The 14,635-nt window shown below is 41.6% G+C and carries 13 protein-coding genes; 6 read left to right on the plus strand and 7 right to left on the minus strand.

What is annotated here, in order from left to right; genetic code table 11:
* From mukF to V2H77_RS14315, 6 genes are all read left to right on the plus strand, one after another.
* The gene (gene mukF, locus V2H77_RS14290; protein WP_341499322.1) at positions 1-1,323 is read left to right on the plus strand and encodes a chromosome partition protein MukF; all 1,323 of its coding nucleotides are present in this window, start codon (positions 1-3) and stop codon (positions 1,321-1,323) included.
* Positions 1,304-2,026 (plus strand): chromosome partition protein MukE, encoded by a 723-nt coding sequence (gene mukE, locus V2H77_RS14295; protein WP_341499323.1) that lies wholly within the window; start codon positions 1,304-1,306, stop codon positions 2,024-2,026. Before mukF ends, mukE begins: the two co-directional genes overlap by 20 nt.
* The gene (mukB, locus tag V2H77_RS14300; RefSeq protein WP_341499324.1) at positions 2,023-6,471 is read left to right on the plus strand and encodes a chromosome partition protein MukB; all 4,449 of its coding nucleotides are present in this window, start codon (positions 2,023-2,025) and stop codon (positions 6,469-6,471) included. Before mukE ends, mukB begins: the two co-directional genes overlap by 4 nt.
* Before the next feature lie 324 nt (positions 6,472-6,795).
* Positions 6,796-7,083: a hypothetical protein gene (locus V2H77_RS14305; RefSeq protein ID WP_341499325.1), complete on the plus strand. Its 288-nt coding sequence runs from the start codon at positions 6,796-6,798 to the stop codon at positions 7,081-7,083.
* A gap of 226 nt (positions 7,084-7,309) precedes the next feature.
* Positions 7,310-7,609 carry a hypothetical protein gene (locus tag V2H77_RS14310; protein ID WP_113024944.1) on the plus strand — a complete coding sequence of 100 codons (300 nt, stop codon included), beginning with the start codon at positions 7,310-7,312 and terminating at the stop codon, positions 7,607-7,609.
* 205 nt (positions 7,610-7,814) lie between these two features.
* Positions 7,815-8,726, plus strand: coding sequence for a ribosome-inactivating family protein (locus V2H77_RS14315; protein WP_341499326.1), 912 nt, complete (start codon positions 7,815-7,817; stop codon positions 8,724-8,726).
* 469 nt (positions 8,727-9,195) lie between these two features.
* On the opposite strand, the gene V2H77_RS14320 is transcribed toward V2H77_RS14315, so the two are convergent.
* The 7 genes from V2H77_RS14320 to V2H77_RS14350 form a co-directional block, all read right to left on the minus strand.
* Entirely contained in the window at positions 9,196-10,227 is a 1,032-nt protein-coding gene (locus tag V2H77_RS14320) for a fucose-binding lectin II (protein WP_341499327.1), read from the minus strand.
* Positions 10,228-10,288: 61 nt separating this feature from the next.
* Complete coding sequence (locus V2H77_RS14325; RefSeq protein WP_341499328.1) at positions 10,289-11,017, minus strand: hypothetical protein; 729 nt, start codon at positions 11,015-11,017, stop codon at positions 10,289-10,291.
* Between the two features lie 451 nt (positions 11,018-11,468).
* Positions 11,469-11,777 carry a hypothetical protein gene (locus tag V2H77_RS14330; RefSeq protein WP_341499329.1) on the minus strand — a complete coding sequence of 103 codons (309 nt, stop codon included), beginning with the start codon at positions 11,775-11,777 and terminating at the stop codon, positions 11,469-11,471.
* 20 nt (positions 11,778-11,797) lie between these two features.
* On the minus strand, positions 11,798-12,400 hold the full coding sequence (locus V2H77_RS14335; RefSeq protein ID WP_341499330.1) for a hypothetical protein: 603 nt from the start codon (positions 12,398-12,400) through the stop codon (positions 11,798-11,800).
* A 265-nt stretch (positions 12,401-12,665) separates the two neighbouring features.
* Positions 12,666-13,709 carry a C45 family peptidase gene (locus tag V2H77_RS14340; protein ID WP_341499331.1) on the minus strand — a complete coding sequence of 348 codons (1,044 nt, stop codon included), beginning with the start codon at positions 13,707-13,709 and terminating at the stop codon, positions 12,666-12,668.
* The gene (locus tag V2H77_RS14345) at positions 13,706-14,320 is read right to left on the minus strand and encodes a GNAT family N-acetyltransferase (RefSeq protein ID WP_341499332.1); all 615 of its coding nucleotides are present in this window, start codon (positions 14,318-14,320) and stop codon (positions 13,706-13,708) included. The genes V2H77_RS14340 and V2H77_RS14345 overlap by 4 nt, the downstream gene beginning before the upstream one ends.
* 30 nt (positions 14,321-14,350) lie before the next feature.
* Complete coding sequence (locus tag V2H77_RS14350; RefSeq protein ID WP_341499333.1) at positions 14,351-14,623, minus strand: acyl carrier protein; 273 nt, start codon at positions 14,621-14,623, stop codon at positions 14,351-14,353.
* Positions 14,624-14,635 lie beyond the last annotated feature (12 nt).

The raw sequence follows: 14,635 nt of genomic DNA on the forward strand, positions 1-14,635 counted from the left end.
ATGAGTGAATATTCCCAGACTGTCCCGGAACTGGTGTCTTGGGCCAGGAAAAACGATTTTTCCATCTCCTTGCCCGCAGAAAGATTGGCTTTTCTGATGGCAATTGCGGTGTTGAACAGCGAGCGGCTGGATGGTGAGATGAGCGAAGAGGAGCTAGTTGATGCCTTTCGTGAAGTTTGCAAAGGATTTGAGCAGACCACAGAATCTGTCGCTGTGCGGGCCAACAATGCCATTAATGACATGGTGCGTCAGAAACTTCTTAACCGTTTTACCAGTGAATTGGCCGAGAGCAATGCAATTTATCGCTTAACCCCGCTTGGGATGAGTATCAGCGACTACTACATTCGCCAGCGGGAATTTTCTACCTTACGTCTTTCGATGCAACTTTCGGTGGTGGCGGGTGAGTTGCACCGGGCAGCGGAAGCGGCGGAGGAAGGGGGAGATGAATTTCACTGGCATCGTAATGTTTTTGCGCCGCTGAAATATTCTGTTGCAGAAATCTTCGATAGCATCGACATGTCTCAGCGCGTCATGGATGAGCAGCAAAGCTCGGTTAAAGAAGATATTGCGGCGTTGCTGAATCAAGATTGGCAGGCCGCGATTGCCAACTGTGAGCAACTGTTATCCGAAACATCAGGTACGTTGCGGGAACTCCAGGACACACTGGAAGCGGCGGGAGATAAACTACAGGCTAATTTGCTGCGTATTCAGGAAGCCAACATGGACAGCGGCGGATCAGAACTGGTTGATAAACTGGTATTTGATCTGCAAAGCAAACTGGACCGTATTATCAGTTGGGGCCAGCAGGCGATTGATTTATGGATTGGCTATGATCGTCACGTTCACAAATTTATCCGTACTGCGATTGATATGGATAAAAACCGTATTTTTTCTCAGCGTTTACGTCAATCGGTTCAACATTATTTTGATCACCCGTGGAGCCTCACCATTGCTAACGCTGAACGTTTGCTCGATATGCGGGACGAAGAATTGACGTTACGTAATGAAGAAGTGACGGGGGAACTGCCATTAGCGCTGGAATATGAAGAATTCAGTGAAATAAACGAACAACTGGCGGAAATGATTGAAAAAGCGCTGTTGATATATCGGCAGGAACAGCGCCCACTGGATTTAGGGGCAGTGTTAAGGGATTACCTTGCTCAGCATCCGCTCTCTCGTCACTTTGATGTGGCGCGTATTTTGGTGGATCAGGCTGTACGATTGGGTGTGGCAGAAGCGGATTTCTCTGGGTTGCCAGCGGAATGGTTAGCGATTAATGATTACGGAGCCAAGGTACAGGCACATGTCATCGACACATATTGAACAATTTATGCCAGTTAAACTGGCGCAGGCGTTAGCCAATTCACTTTTCCCGGAACTGGACAGCCAGCTTCGTGCGGGTCGTCATATCGGAATGGATGATCTTGATAATCACGCTTATCTGATGGATTTTCAGGAGCAATTGGAGGAATTTTACGCCCGTTATAATGTGGAGTTGATCCGTGCGCCGGAAGGTTTCTTCTATCTGCGTCCCCGTTCAACGACCTTGATCCCGCGCTCGGTATTATCAGAGCTGGATATGATGGTAGGAAAAATTCTCTGTTATCTCTATCTCAGCCCGGAACGTCTGGCTAATCAGGGGATTTTTACTGCTCAAGAGTTATACGAAGAGCTAATCTCACTGGCGGATGAAGGCAAGTTGATGAAATTTGTCAACCAGCGCTCTTCCGGTTCCGATTTGGATAAACAGAAATTGCAGGAAAAGGTGCGCACGGCACTGAACCGCCTGCGTCGTCTGGGCATGGTCTATTTCCTGCCAAATGACAGCAACAAATTTACCATTACTGAGGCGGTATTCCGTTTTGGTGCGGATGTACGCAGCGGCGACGATCCTCGTGAAGTCCAACTGAGGATGATCCGTGACGGTGAGGCAATGCCGGTTGAAGGCGGCTTATCGCTTGATGAGAGTGAAAATGATGAAACACCGGATAACTCAGCAGAAGATGCGGGAGATGAACAACCATGATTGAACGCGGTAAATTTCGTTCACTGACGCTGGTTAACTGGAATGGTTTTTTTGCCAGAACATTTGATCTTGATGAATTAGTGACCACCTTATCAGGCGGCAATGGGGCGGGTAAATCCACCACGATGGCGGCTTTTGTCACTGCGCTGATCCCTGATTTAACCTTGTTGCATTTCCGTAACACCACCGAAGCCGGTGCAACTTCCGGTTCGCGTGATAAAGGTTTGCACGGCAAGTTGCGTGCGGGGGTCTGTTACTCAACGCTGGATGTGCTTAACTCTCGGCATCAGCGGGTCATCGTCGGGGTGAGGTTGCAACAAGTTGCGGGGCGTGACCGTAAGGTCGATATCAAACCTTTTATGATTCAAGGCTTGCCAACCGTTATTCAACCTACGCAGCTATTAACTGAAAATGTGGGTGAAAGGCAGGCGCGTGTATTGCCGCTAAATGAACTGAAAGATCGCCTTGATGAAATGGAAGGCGTGCAGTTCAAACAATTTAACTCCATCACCGATTACCATGCGCTGATGTTTGATTTGGGGGTGATCCCCAAACGCCTGCGTTCAGCAAGTGATCGCAGTAAATTCTATCGTCTGATCGAAGCTTCCCTGTATGGCGGTATTTCCAGCGCCATTACCCGTTCCCTGCGCGATTACTTGCTGCCGGAAAACAGTGGGGTTCGGAAGGCATTTCAGGATATGGAAGCGGCGCTGCGTGAAAACCGTATAACACTGGAAGCTATCCGGGTAACCCAATCTGATCGCGATCTGTTCAAACACTTGATCACCGAAGCGACTTCTTACGTTTCCGCTGATTATATGCGCCATGCCAATGAACGTCGCACCCATCTGGATCAGGCATTAGCATTGCGTGGAGAACTGTTTGGCAGCCATAGGCAACTGGCGACTGAGCGGTATCGTCATGTAGAAATAGCGCGAGAATTAGCTGAACAGAATGGCGCCGCTACTGATTTAGAAGCTGATCATCAGGCAGCCAGTGATCACCTGAATCTGGTGCAGACAGCCATGCGTCAGCAGGAAAAAATTGACCGTTATCAGGGGGATCTGGAAGAACTCTCTTATCGTCTGGAAGAGCAAACTGAGGTTGTTGAAGAAGCAGCGGAAATTCAGGCTGAATATGAAGCCAGAGCGGAAGCGGCAGAACAGGAAGTCGATGAGCTGAAAAGCCAATTGGCGGATTACCAGCAGGCATTGGATGTTCAGCAAACCCGCGCTATTCAATATCAACAGGCGTTACAGGCACTGGAACGTGCCCGAGAGCTGTGTCGGCTACCGGATCTTTCTGCGGATAATGCAGAAACATGGTTGGAAACTTTTCAGTCTAAAGAGCAACAGGCGACAGAAGCCCTGTTGGCGTTAGAGCAGAAATTAAGTGTTGCAGATGCGGCGCATACTCAGTTCGAACAGGCGTATCAATTAGTCAAAAGTATGGTTGGTGAAATCAGCCGTAGTGAAGCATGGCAGAGCGCCCGTGAATTGCTGCGTGATTGGCCGGCGCAGCAACATCTGGCGGATCGTGTGCAACCATTGCGAATGCGATTGGCTGAACTGGAACAGCGCTTGAACAACCAACAGGATGCTGAGGATTTATTAAGCGAGTTTTGTAAGCGTCAGGGGCGACAGTATCAAGCCGAAGATTTGGAGGCGCTGCAAAATGAACTGGAAGCCCGGCAGGATGCGTTGAGTCTGAGTGTCAATGAAAGCGGTGAACGCCGTATGGAGATGCGTCAGACGCTTGAACAACTGAAACAGAAAATTCAGTCATTGACTGCCCGTGCGCCAGTTTGGTTGGCTGCACAGGATACCTTGCATCAACTGTGCGAACAGAGTGGTGAAACACTGGCAAGCAGTAATGACGTAACGGAATATATGCAGCAACTACTTGAGCGCGAACGTGAAACCACGGTAGAGCGTGATGAAGTTGCCGCACAGAAACGTGAGTTGGAAAAGCAAATCGAACGTCTCAGTCAGCCAAGTGGTGCGGAAGACAGCCGAATGATTGCATTGGCGGAACGTTTCGGCGGAGTTTTGCTGTCAGAAATTTATGACGATATCACCATTGATGATGCACCGTACTTCTCCGCCCTGTATGGGCCTGCCCGCCACGGCATTGTAGTGCCAGATCTCTCTTTGGTGCGTCCACAGCTTGAAACGCTGGAAGATTGCCCGGAAGATCTCTATTTAATTGAAGGAGATCCGCAATCCTTTGATGACAGCGTATTTAATGCCGAAGAGCAGCAAAATGCGGTACTGGTCAAATCCTCTGATCGTCAGTGGCGTTATTCCCGTTACCCTGAATTGCCGTTGTTTGGTCGTGCTGCCAGAGAAAACCGTTTAGAAACTTTGAATTTGGAGCGCGATACCTTAGCAGAGCGTTATGCCACGCTCTCTTTTGATGTGCAGAAAATCCAGCGTGCTCATCAGTCGTTCAGTCAGTTTGTCGGTAAACACCTCTCTGTGGCATTTGATACCGATCCAGAAGCGGAAATCCGCGAACTGAAACAGCAGCGTACAGAGTTAGAGCGGGAACTCTCCCGGTTTGAAGAGCAGACTCAACAACAGCGCCAGCAATATACTCAGGCTAAAGAGAGCCTGACCGCATTAAATCGCCTGCTCCCTCAAATCACGCTACTGTTAGATGAAACCTTAATTGATCGCGTAGAAGAAATACGTGAAGAATTGGATGAAGCGCAAGAAGCCGCCCGTTTCTTGCAACGGCATGGTTCGGCACTGGTGAAGTTGGAGCCGATGGTTGCTGTTCTGCAAAGCGATCCACAGCAGCATCAACAGTTGCAACAGGATTATGAAACCGCCAAACAGAGCCAGCATCAAGCTAAACAACGGGCTTTTACGCTGGTGGAAGTGGTACAGCGCCGTGCGCATTTTAGCTACAGCGATTCTGCCGGTATGCTCAACGAAAATGCGGATCTGAATGACAAACTACGTCAGCGTCTGGAACATGCAGAATCGGACCGCAGCCGCGCCCGCGAACAATTGCGTCAACAGCAAGCGCAATATTCCCAATTTAACCAAGTGCTGGCATCTCTAAAAAGCTCTTACGAAACCAAACAGGATATGCTGAAAGAGTTGCAACAGGAGATGAAAGCGCTCGGTGTTCAGGCGGATGCTAATGCAGAAGCGCGTGCTCGTGAACGTCGTGATCATCTGCATGAAGCGCTTAGCGCTAACCGTTCCAGAGTCAATCAGCTTGAGAAGCAGATTGCCTTTTGCGAAGCGGAAATGGATAGCTTGCAGAAAAAACTGCGTAAACTGGAACGCGATTACTATCAAATCCGTGAGCAGGTGGTTTCTGCCAAAGCGGGTTGGTGCTCAGTGATGCGCATGGTGAAAGACAACGGTGTTGAGCGTCGTCTGCATCGCCGTGAACTGGCATATATGGAGGGGGGCGCATTACGTTCCATGTCGGATAAGGCACTAGGGGCATTGCGTCTGGCAGTCGCTGATAACGAACATCTACGCGATGCGCTGCGTTTATCCGAAGATCCAAAACGCCCTGAGCGTAAAATTCAGTTTTTCATTGCTGTTTATCAGCACCTGCGTGAACGCATTCGCCAAGATATTATCCGCACTGACGATCCGGTTGATGCCATTGAACAGATGGAAATCGAGCTGGCCCGTTTGACAGAAGAGCTGACCGCTCGCGAGCAAAAATTGGCTATCAGTTCAAAAAGTGTGGCGAATATCATCCGCAAAACCATTCAGCGTGAACAGAACCGTATCCGAATGCTAAATCAGGGATTACAAGCGGTCTCCTTCGGACAAGTTCGTGGTGTGCGGTTGAATGTAAACGTGCGTGAAAGCCATGCGATATTGCTGGATGTGCTTTCTGAACAGCAGGAACAGCATCAGGATCTATTTAACAGCCAGCGGTTGACCTTCTCGGAGGCAATGGCGAAACTTTATCAGCGCCTGAATCCGCAAGTAGATATGGGGCAGCGCTTGCCGCAAACCATAGGTGAAGAGTTGCTGGATTACCGTAACTACTTGGAACTGGACGTTGAGGTTAACCGTGGATCTGATGGCTGGTTAAAAGCAGAGAGTGGGGCGTTATCGACCGGTGAAGCGATTGGGACCGGTATGTCCATTCTGGTGATGGTGGTGCAGAGTTGGGAAGAAGAATCCCGCCGTCTGCGTGGTAAAGATATTTCCCCTTGCCGGTTGCTATTCCTTGATGAAGCGGCGCGTCTGGATGCTAAATCCATTGCCACTCTGTTTGAATTATGCGAACGGCTACAAATGCAGTTAATTATCGCTGCGCCAGAAAATATCAGCCCTGAAAAAGGGACCACCTATAAACTGGTGCGTAAAGTATTTAACAACCACGAACATGTTCATGTGGTCGGGCTGAGAGGATTTGGGCAGGATGTTCCGGCAACTCAACTGATTTCAGATGCTACTGCTTAATTAAATTGGATGGTTTACGGTCATTATAAGTAGGGAAAATAAAGAAAGTGCGCCACGGATGGCGCAATAGTTTTTTAGCCTGAGATTGTACCGTTATTTTTTGCTTATTAGATTCGGTATTAGTTGACCACTACACTCGGATTTATTTTTGATTAAAAATATTCGCGATCTTGCTTTGAGTGTACAATGAGAGAAACACCGAGGAAAAATGTAGTTAAATATACATATTGAATTTTAATATTCAATATATCATAAACAGGTGTTATATAATTTTCTTTCGAAACTCTTTTTTTAAAATTAAATGTAGCAGAAATGAGGTGTTGTATGAGGACTCTTTCGAAACTTTCTTTTTCTAGTCTAATTTGTTTTTCCTTGTTGGCAAATAAATCTTGGGCAAACAATTGTAGTGACTGCGAATCTATTAACGGGGAGTTTGTTAAAGTGAAAGAGGTGGGAATTGTAGTAGGCAAGTATAACTACATCCTAACTAAGGATGGTAAAAAAGTGGAAATTCATGATAATGCTGTTCAGAAAGCACAGATTGCTTTTGTTCTGGATTTGCCATTTTATATAGACGATAGAATAACAAATTACTCCATTAAAAAGGATTGAAATAGAACGGAGGGATGATTTCTATCCAAATCTTATAGAAGCCTTAATAATACCAATATACAGCGTGGCAAAGGTTGTCGCACTGATAAAAAGTCTGACAGCAAGAGAAATATTCAAGCGTTGTCCTCAGATGAAAAAGATACTCTGAGGCGGAGAATTTTTGGCTGATGGGTAAATCGATATCCTTTCACTAATTTTATAGTAGTTTTATTTTAATGGAATATTTATGAATAAAAAAATCAGTGCTATTTTCATTGCTTTGTCTTTATTTTCTGCACCATCATTCTCGGGACAGTACACGATATCTGGCTATGTTCAGTGGCTTAAAGCTAATTCAGATAAACACTGCTGGGGATATTTAAATTCAATTGGATATGGACAGGGCTTTTATTTAGATGACTGCAATCAGGAGATGATGCATTTGTTAAGGACAGCTCAAATTATTGGTACAAAAGTAGACATAACCATCGAAGGTGATGGTAGTGAGTACAAACCTTTATATGCGGTTACACTTTATCGTGAATAAGTTATACCAGAATAAAGGGCATTGTTGTAAACAGCGGCTCAGAGGAATCCTTTCCGCAGAAGTTTTTCCATTTAATGTAAATGGGATGGGTAGTACTGTTTCAATGTTTTAAGATATCCCGCTGCTTGCGGCGGGGCTCTTCATTTAATTGACACTTTAAGACTAATTGAAATATTAAGTTCTAATCATAATAGAAGAGAGCGGAATGAAAAATTCTTACAGGTACTTGATTTTATTTTTCTTTTTATTTAGTAACGTAGTATATTCTAAGAGCGTCAATTTTGATTATTCAGATGCTCAAAACTATATTAAATCCATTAAGAATCTTAGATCTATAGTAGGGAGCCCCCTACCTAATGTTCCCGGATTACTTGTCCTTAATCCTACTGAACCATATACATCAGTTCACCTCATAAGTAATAATGGGGATGTTATTGATCTTATATTATCAAATACTAATTTGTATATGGTGGGATTTGTCTCTGCTGGGATATTCTACAGATTCAATGATACTGAATTTTCCAACATAACAGTTCCGGAGACAAACCTTTTAAATTTAAATATTTCTTCAAGTTATATTGATTTATTTAGACGGGCTAACCGTACAAGAGAAGAAACAATTGTGAGCAATGAAACCATCAATAGCGCCATTACGACTTTATGGAGGCAAAATGGTTCAGGAACAGTAGAACCTCTAGCAGCAAGAGCTCTTATGACATTGATTACCGCTGTGGCTGAATCAGCTAGATTTAGCCGAATATCTTCGTTTATAACTAGCAACTATGATAATAATGTGCAGATAGGAGGAGGTTTGGTCAGATTAACCAACCGGTGGTCAAGCCTAAGCAGTTATGCATATGAAATGTCGAATAATGCAGGTTCAAATGCGGGCTATTTTGACGATATAGTTAATTCTATAAATAGAAATAGATTATATGGAGTACTCGCATTGGCATTATATTGTGATTTTTCTACTCCCTCTAAGCTAAGACCAAGGCTATTGACGTTTTCTGAGACTACCCCATTGACCGCAGATACCTGTTCATCTGAACGAGATATTACTCTCATAAATAATATTTATTGGTCAAACAATGTGTTACAAGCAGTGTTTGATTGAATTGACAGCACTTTTGCAAATAGAAATACGAGTTATTCACTAGGCGTACTTCGTCTAGTTGTAGTGGCATACTAATTTTAGTCACCTGAATGGGGTTGTAAGCCGGAAATTTCGTCTTACAACCCCTGTGTGGCAATTGTGAGGGATGGTCAATTAAGCTGGCTCGCACCGTTTGGGTAGTGTAAGGTGATCGATTTATTATTCTTTCTTGTCGGTATCATTATTAGTGGGGGGAGTACCTCATATTTCTCGTCTGAAATTATTTGTAAATTTTTAAGAGTGAATAAAATCAGGATAATCCGCCAAATAATACTATTTATTTTACGGTAGCCATATGAGTAGGAAAAAATGCGCCCCGGAGGGCGCAATAATTATCTTAAATCAAGTGTTTTTATTTAAATATATATATATTTGCGGAATAATATTGATTTTATTTATTGATAGTGGCATTTACCAAAGTATTTCTAGTTCATATCAGAGGCCAATTCAAAATCACCACGCTATCATTGTGATTACTATTGGCGCCATTTTCAGCACTGATAATAGTTGTTCGCGGATTTCTATCAAATATATTATCGAAATAACGAAGTTTGCATGGTTTGCTATTCTCTTCAACCTCAATACAGACTTTGCCCGTACCTGATGTGTAGACTTTAGTCGCCATGAGATTATTTTGTCCTTTACCGGTTAATGTATCTACCAGAATATCATCAATATATACTTTTACAGTTTGCGAAGTATCTGTATTAGTATAGGCAATCAAACCGAATCTAGTGCTTTGAGGTAACTGGAAACAGTGTTTACCCGTGTCATTAGTACCATATGTTCCACTACAGACGCCATTATTGTCTCGGTTGCTGCCTAATAAATCAGTATCGACCGATACTGCCGATTGAACATTTTTGAAAGTTAATCCTCTCCAACCTGCATGATTACTTGAGATGATGATAGGCCCAGCATCAAGTACATTTGATTTTTGGTCGAACCGAATAAAAGAATCATCTTTGAAAAAATAAATAAAATTTCCATCAATACTTGGCCATAAAATAGCAGCATCAAGGTTAGTACTAAATTTTTCATATTTTTCTGTAATGTTCCATCTGTCTGAAATAGTATTCATCTTAATTGTGTTTAAATCGATGGTGTAATCTACACAATATCTACCTTTGAAAAAACAAACAGTGTTTGTGGTTAATTCTATGGCTGCATCTACTCCATTTTCAAATTCTGTTCCTTTTAATTCAGGCCACCCATCGACAATAAACTTCGGCCCATCAACGACCTCTGCTTTTGCGATATCAAATTTAAGATATTGTGAACCTTTAAAAAAGTATAAAAAACCATTTAAATTAATAATATCGTCAATATGTCTTTGGAATTCAACAGGTAGATTAGGCCAATCTTGACTGATGGGTTGAGGGTAGCCAATGGATGTATTTAAACATTGATTATTAAATTTAACGTTTTCTTCATTCAGGAAGAAGTAACTGGATATATTCATTGTTATATATTCTTTGTCGTTAGAAAATGAGAGATAATTTAAATCGCCTTGAGCAATGGAATTAAAGTTTCATAATAAAAGCCAGTAAATAATAAGGTGGAATAATATCAACACTATGATTATGTGAAGAGGACGATGCTGCTGCTGGGTGATTATGTCCTTGTCCTCCGCCGGTGTTTGATGTATATGCGTAATTAGGTCTGTCGAAAGTAGTCGTTGTTGGCTCTTTATCATTACGTATTTGTTTTATATCAGTGCCGCCAGGATAATCACGACCATATTTCATTCCATCACTAGAAAAATAAGCCATACCCCCAATATGTTTATGACTAGGTATTTGTGATTCTGTTAATGTTGTATTTCCCACAGTAACATTTACCGAAACTATAGTGGATGTTGTATTTTTGGAAAAGTTTTTTCCATTGCCATTACCACTAGCTTTACTAGCGCTTTTTCCTGCCTCAGAAAGAGTTTCACCGCACATGACAAAACGGCTTCTTAAATCTGGAGTTCCATTATTGCCATCACAAAAAGCCCAGCCTGTAGGAGCATCCTTACCGGAGAACATCACAATCATTCCTTTTGGGAATACATTATCGGAATCAATACTGATTCCGTTACTGTCTACTTTTAAGCCTCCGTTAGGGTTAATTTTTATTGCTTGTGTATAGTCATCACCCGGTTTTAGCGCATCAGTCCGACCGGGCGTTTTACCAACTGTATGGCGATCCAGAGTATTGGTATTCTCTGTGTTGGATTCTGAAGTGGACCGGTTATATTTTTTTTCCATTTTTATCACCTTGTATATGATATTGAGTTGTTTTGTTCAACAATGAAATTGATGATTTTTTCCTTTATTTACTATTTACATTTAAAATATAAAAAGTGTTTATTACTTGGTTTTTATTGAAAAGTATAGCTACCGCAATAACATGATTTATAGATGTTATTATTTATATTTAAAAATTTATCCAATAGTTATTTAAATGAATTTTCGTGAAACAAAACAATTATGGGAGGGGGATTTTTAGACACAACATCAATTAATAACAGAGATTGTTATCTGATGTTTATTTTCTCTGGCTGTTCAATTTTAAGTATGACAGGTCGGGGATAATGAATAGGGTTATTTTTATTGCTTGGGGTAATTGAATTCGTTTTATTTCTATATTTATAGTTTTGTTGATAAATTGATGTGATTATCAGTGAAATAAGTTAAAATAATTTATTGTTTCACCTATCTACCCGTTTTTCTTTCCACCTTTAATATGATCAGGAAATGTGGGTGTCTTATCTCGGGTAAATATAATTTGTTGTTTGAAGTTAAATTTTTTCCTCATTTTATTTAAATGTTCTTGCATAGGATTAATACTCAGGTGAGCATCTCCTATGGAGAAAACAAATGTATGATTTTCTTTTTCAGCAGCATGTTTTGCAATTTTCTCTGCTAACGTTGGATTAATATATTCATTACTCCATGTACCCGAAGTAAAACGAACCATTTCTGGTGCGACTTTATATAACTCTCCTCTATTTCCAGCTTTTGCCATAATTTCATTCAATTCATTACTTAATTTCTTAAAGTTGGGTAAAAACTCTGAATAGCGGTCATATAGAATTCATAAAAGGAGGAAATATCTTCTTCTTTAAACCCCGTTGGTTCACTTATTAATGTCATCGATAAATCAAACGTCTCTTTCATGGCATTGAATAACTCTGAATCCTCCCATCCAACAATTTCAGCCTGCCTACTTTTATTCATAAACCAGCTTGATTTTTCCATAAATTCTTTTGGTATATACTCCAGTTTATTTTTATTTATCTGTTCATCTGTTGCCTCAATATAAAGTTGAAGCGTTCCAGAGTTAAAACTGCTATTAACGTCAGGTATATTTTTTGCGTATTGAAACGGTGGTTTATTATGGTCATCACCAGCAATAATAATTTTAGGCTGTTTATTTGAAAGTATCTTTCTTATTTTTTTCGGAATAAGTTCCACTTCCGTGTCGTTTTCATAAGTAAACCATTTGCTATGTGGAGTGGCAGGTGTCACAGAATAAGAATGCTTACCTGGTTCTAATTCTAATGAATCGTTTGCATTATGATGAGTTGTATTTTTTGACTCTAATGGGGATCTTTTCTGATTCTCTTTATATTCATATTCGCGTTCCATATTATCACCTATTAAGTTGACGGACTTAATAAATATATTGAAAATAAATAGTACACTAGTGATTACTTATAATGCAATAATTTTGTCCTACCACTTGATGCTATATATTTTAACTTTTTGAATTTATTAATAGAATCAGATTAGGGTTATTAATTGATAAAGAGGAAATTTGAATGCTTAATTCACACGGGTCTTTCTTAATATAATCTAAAAAATATATTATTATGAATTAATTATTAAGATGTTATTCACCCTAAAGATTCATTTAATGACGAATATATGATGGTAATGAGTACTGCTGTGTAGGTATCAATGACGGATTTCCTGGGCACAATAGCATCACACCTTGCTCTGGTAACATAACGACTGAGGATATTGTACGCTCACGACGTATATTACCGTTATTTCCAACGTAAATCGGTGGTTTAGCAAACAATGTAAAACAATCTTCAACATCTATCTGTTCTCTGTTAGTCAGTGTTCGAGCAATTTCTAGTCTATGCAGAGAAGAATTTTTAGCGAAAATGTTGATTTTATCCTGAGGGATAAAATCAACATGAAGAAAATGATTTGTATGTGTAGTTGTTATCCCATCTTCAACGATACGCAATTGGTTATTCAGACTCTCGACACATACAGCTCTATGTTTATCACATAACGTAAATGAGCGTGAACTAGATAATGGGATACGATTAAGTTCTTCCAACGCCTGCTCAATACTAACGCAATTGTCCAATAAATGGCGGATAACAAGGTAGGGAGGAACGCCGATCCCCCAGTTTCCTCCTAATACCAAATTGAGTCCGACTGCTAGCCCGGCATTATTTAAGCCTAAATAGCCTAATAGTCCAGCAAAACTCAGCAGCAGTGAGCGGTAATGGGGTCCTTGGCAATCCAGAACGCTAATAAAATCGTCCAAATTCCCATTCAGATCCACGGTTTGAGCTAATAATCTCACTCCCTTAAGAGAGGACAGTGTGGTGCAGTCGCCAGTTGTAATGCTGCTATAACCTATAACTTCTCGTCTTAGCTGTAATAGCCAGGCTAGATCGGGTGGTAAGGATGCACCGATGGCTAATCCTTCCACTTCTTGTGCTAAATCGGGTAACCATGTTTCTACTTGTGAACGATAAGCGGAAATAGTTGAAGCTAAGCTCTGAAGTGAATGAGAGGTATTGCTCAGCTGGTTTAAACGGCATAATCCATCATCAGCGAATGCCTGCAAGGTTACTCGTTGTTGTTGACCATGTTGGATGCCCCTTGTAAGGGCATCGCCATTAAGTGTGATAAAATCAACGACAGAGGTCATTCTACCTCCATCTGATGTACGATTTTATTATGCTGTTGTAATGTGTTTTTAATTTCTGGCCACTCCTCTGCCAGAACGCTATAAAAAATCGCATCACGTCGCCGGCCACTAGGCATAAAATTGAAACTGCGCAATACACCCTCTTCGATTGCTCCAATATTGCGTAATGCGGCACGGGCCTGAAGATTGAGTACGTCGGTTTTAAATTCAACACGTAGCGCTCCTAGTACTTCAAAGGAGTGTTGCATTAACAAATATTTCGCCCAGCGATTGATTCCTTTGCTGCGGAATGCTTCCCCTAACCAAGACCAGCCAATTTCCAGACGAGCTTCTTTTTCCACCATATTGCCAAAGCTCATGCTGCCAGCGATACTCCCTGAGGGTTTATCTACCACCGTATACACTGCGCGTATGCCGGAAGTTTGATCGCTGAGCATTGAGGTGAAAAAACTTTCAAATTCATCGTCATTACTAACGTTAAACACAAAATATCGCCATATATTTCTATCACGTGATAATTCTCTAATTTCTGCTTTATCTTTCACATGAATCGGTTTTAATAAAACGTGTTCGTTTTCCAGAATGGTGGATACTTTCTCTCTCCAGCTCATATTTATACCCTTTTTCTGTGTGTGATGTGATTACGTTGCAGCATGAGCACTTAAGATATCAATCACATTGCCAAGTGTACGCATATTCTCCAGATCGTCTTCTGTAAACCGGGATAAATCGATCTCCATCTTATTGCACAATGAGGTGATGAATAACACTTTATTCAGTGATGTTAAGCCATAAGCATCGCTCATATTTTCTTGCAAGCTTATAGCCTGCGCGGTGATAGGAATGGTCAATGAAGCGGCTAACCTTTCGCGGGCGACGATTTCAAGTTGATTCATATTGGAATTGATTTGCATAGTGGGCTTCCT

Source organism: Photorhabdus sp. P32, from assembly GCF_038085095.1.
In the GTDB taxonomy this organism is placed as follows: domain Bacteria; phylum Pseudomonadota; class Gammaproteobacteria; order Enterobacterales; family Enterobacteriaceae; genus Photorhabdus; species Photorhabdus luminescens.

Bases quoted from the DNA above. Each gene is read 5' to 3' on its own strand.
- V2H77_RS14330 (WP_341499329.1), bottom strand. From the start codon at position 11,777: ATGGCAAAAGCTGGAAATAGAGGAGAGTTATATAAAGTCGCACCAGAA.
- V2H77_RS14325 (WP_341499328.1), bottom strand. From the start codon at position 11,017: ATGGAAAAAAAATATAACCGGTCCACTTCAGAATCCAACACAGAGAAT.
- V2H77_RS14350 (WP_341499333.1), bottom strand. From the start codon at position 14,623: ATGCAAATCAATTCCAATATGAATCAACTTGAAATCGTCGCCCGCGAA.
- mukB (WP_341499324.1), top strand. From the start codon at position 2,023: ATGATTGAACGCGGTAAATTTCGTTCACTGACGCTGGTTAACTGGAAT.
- V2H77_RS14305 (WP_341499325.1), top strand. From the start codon at position 6,796: ATGAGGACTCTTTCGAAACTTTCTTTTTCTAGTCTAATTTGTTTTTCC.
- V2H77_RS14340 (WP_341499331.1), bottom strand. From the start codon at position 13,709: ATGACCTCTGTCGTTGATTTTATCACACTTAATGGCGATGCCCTTACA.
- mukF (WP_341499322.1), top strand. From the start codon at position 1: ATGAGTGAATATTCCCAGACTGTCCCGGAACTGGTGTCTTGGGCCAGG.
- mukE (WP_341499323.1), top strand. From the start codon at position 1,304: ATGTCATCGACACATATTGAACAATTTATGCCAGTTAAACTGGCGCAG.
- V2H77_RS14335 (WP_341499330.1), bottom strand. From the start codon at position 12,400: ATGGAACGCGAATATGAATATAAAGAGAATCAGAAAAGATCCCCATTA.
- V2H77_RS14345 (WP_341499332.1), bottom strand. From the start codon at position 14,320: ATGAGCTGGAGAGAGAAAGTATCCACCATTCTGGAAAACGAACACGTT.
- V2H77_RS14320 (WP_341499327.1), bottom strand. From the start codon at position 10,227: ATGAATATATCCAGTTACTTCTTCCTGAATGAAGAAAACGTTAAATTT.
- V2H77_RS14310 (WP_113024944.1), top strand. From the start codon at position 7,310: ATGAATAAAAAAATCAGTGCTATTTTCATTGCTTTGTCTTTATTTTCT.
- V2H77_RS14315 (WP_341499326.1), top strand. From the start codon at position 7,815: ATGAAAAATTCTTACAGGTACTTGATTTTATTTTTCTTTTTATTTAGT.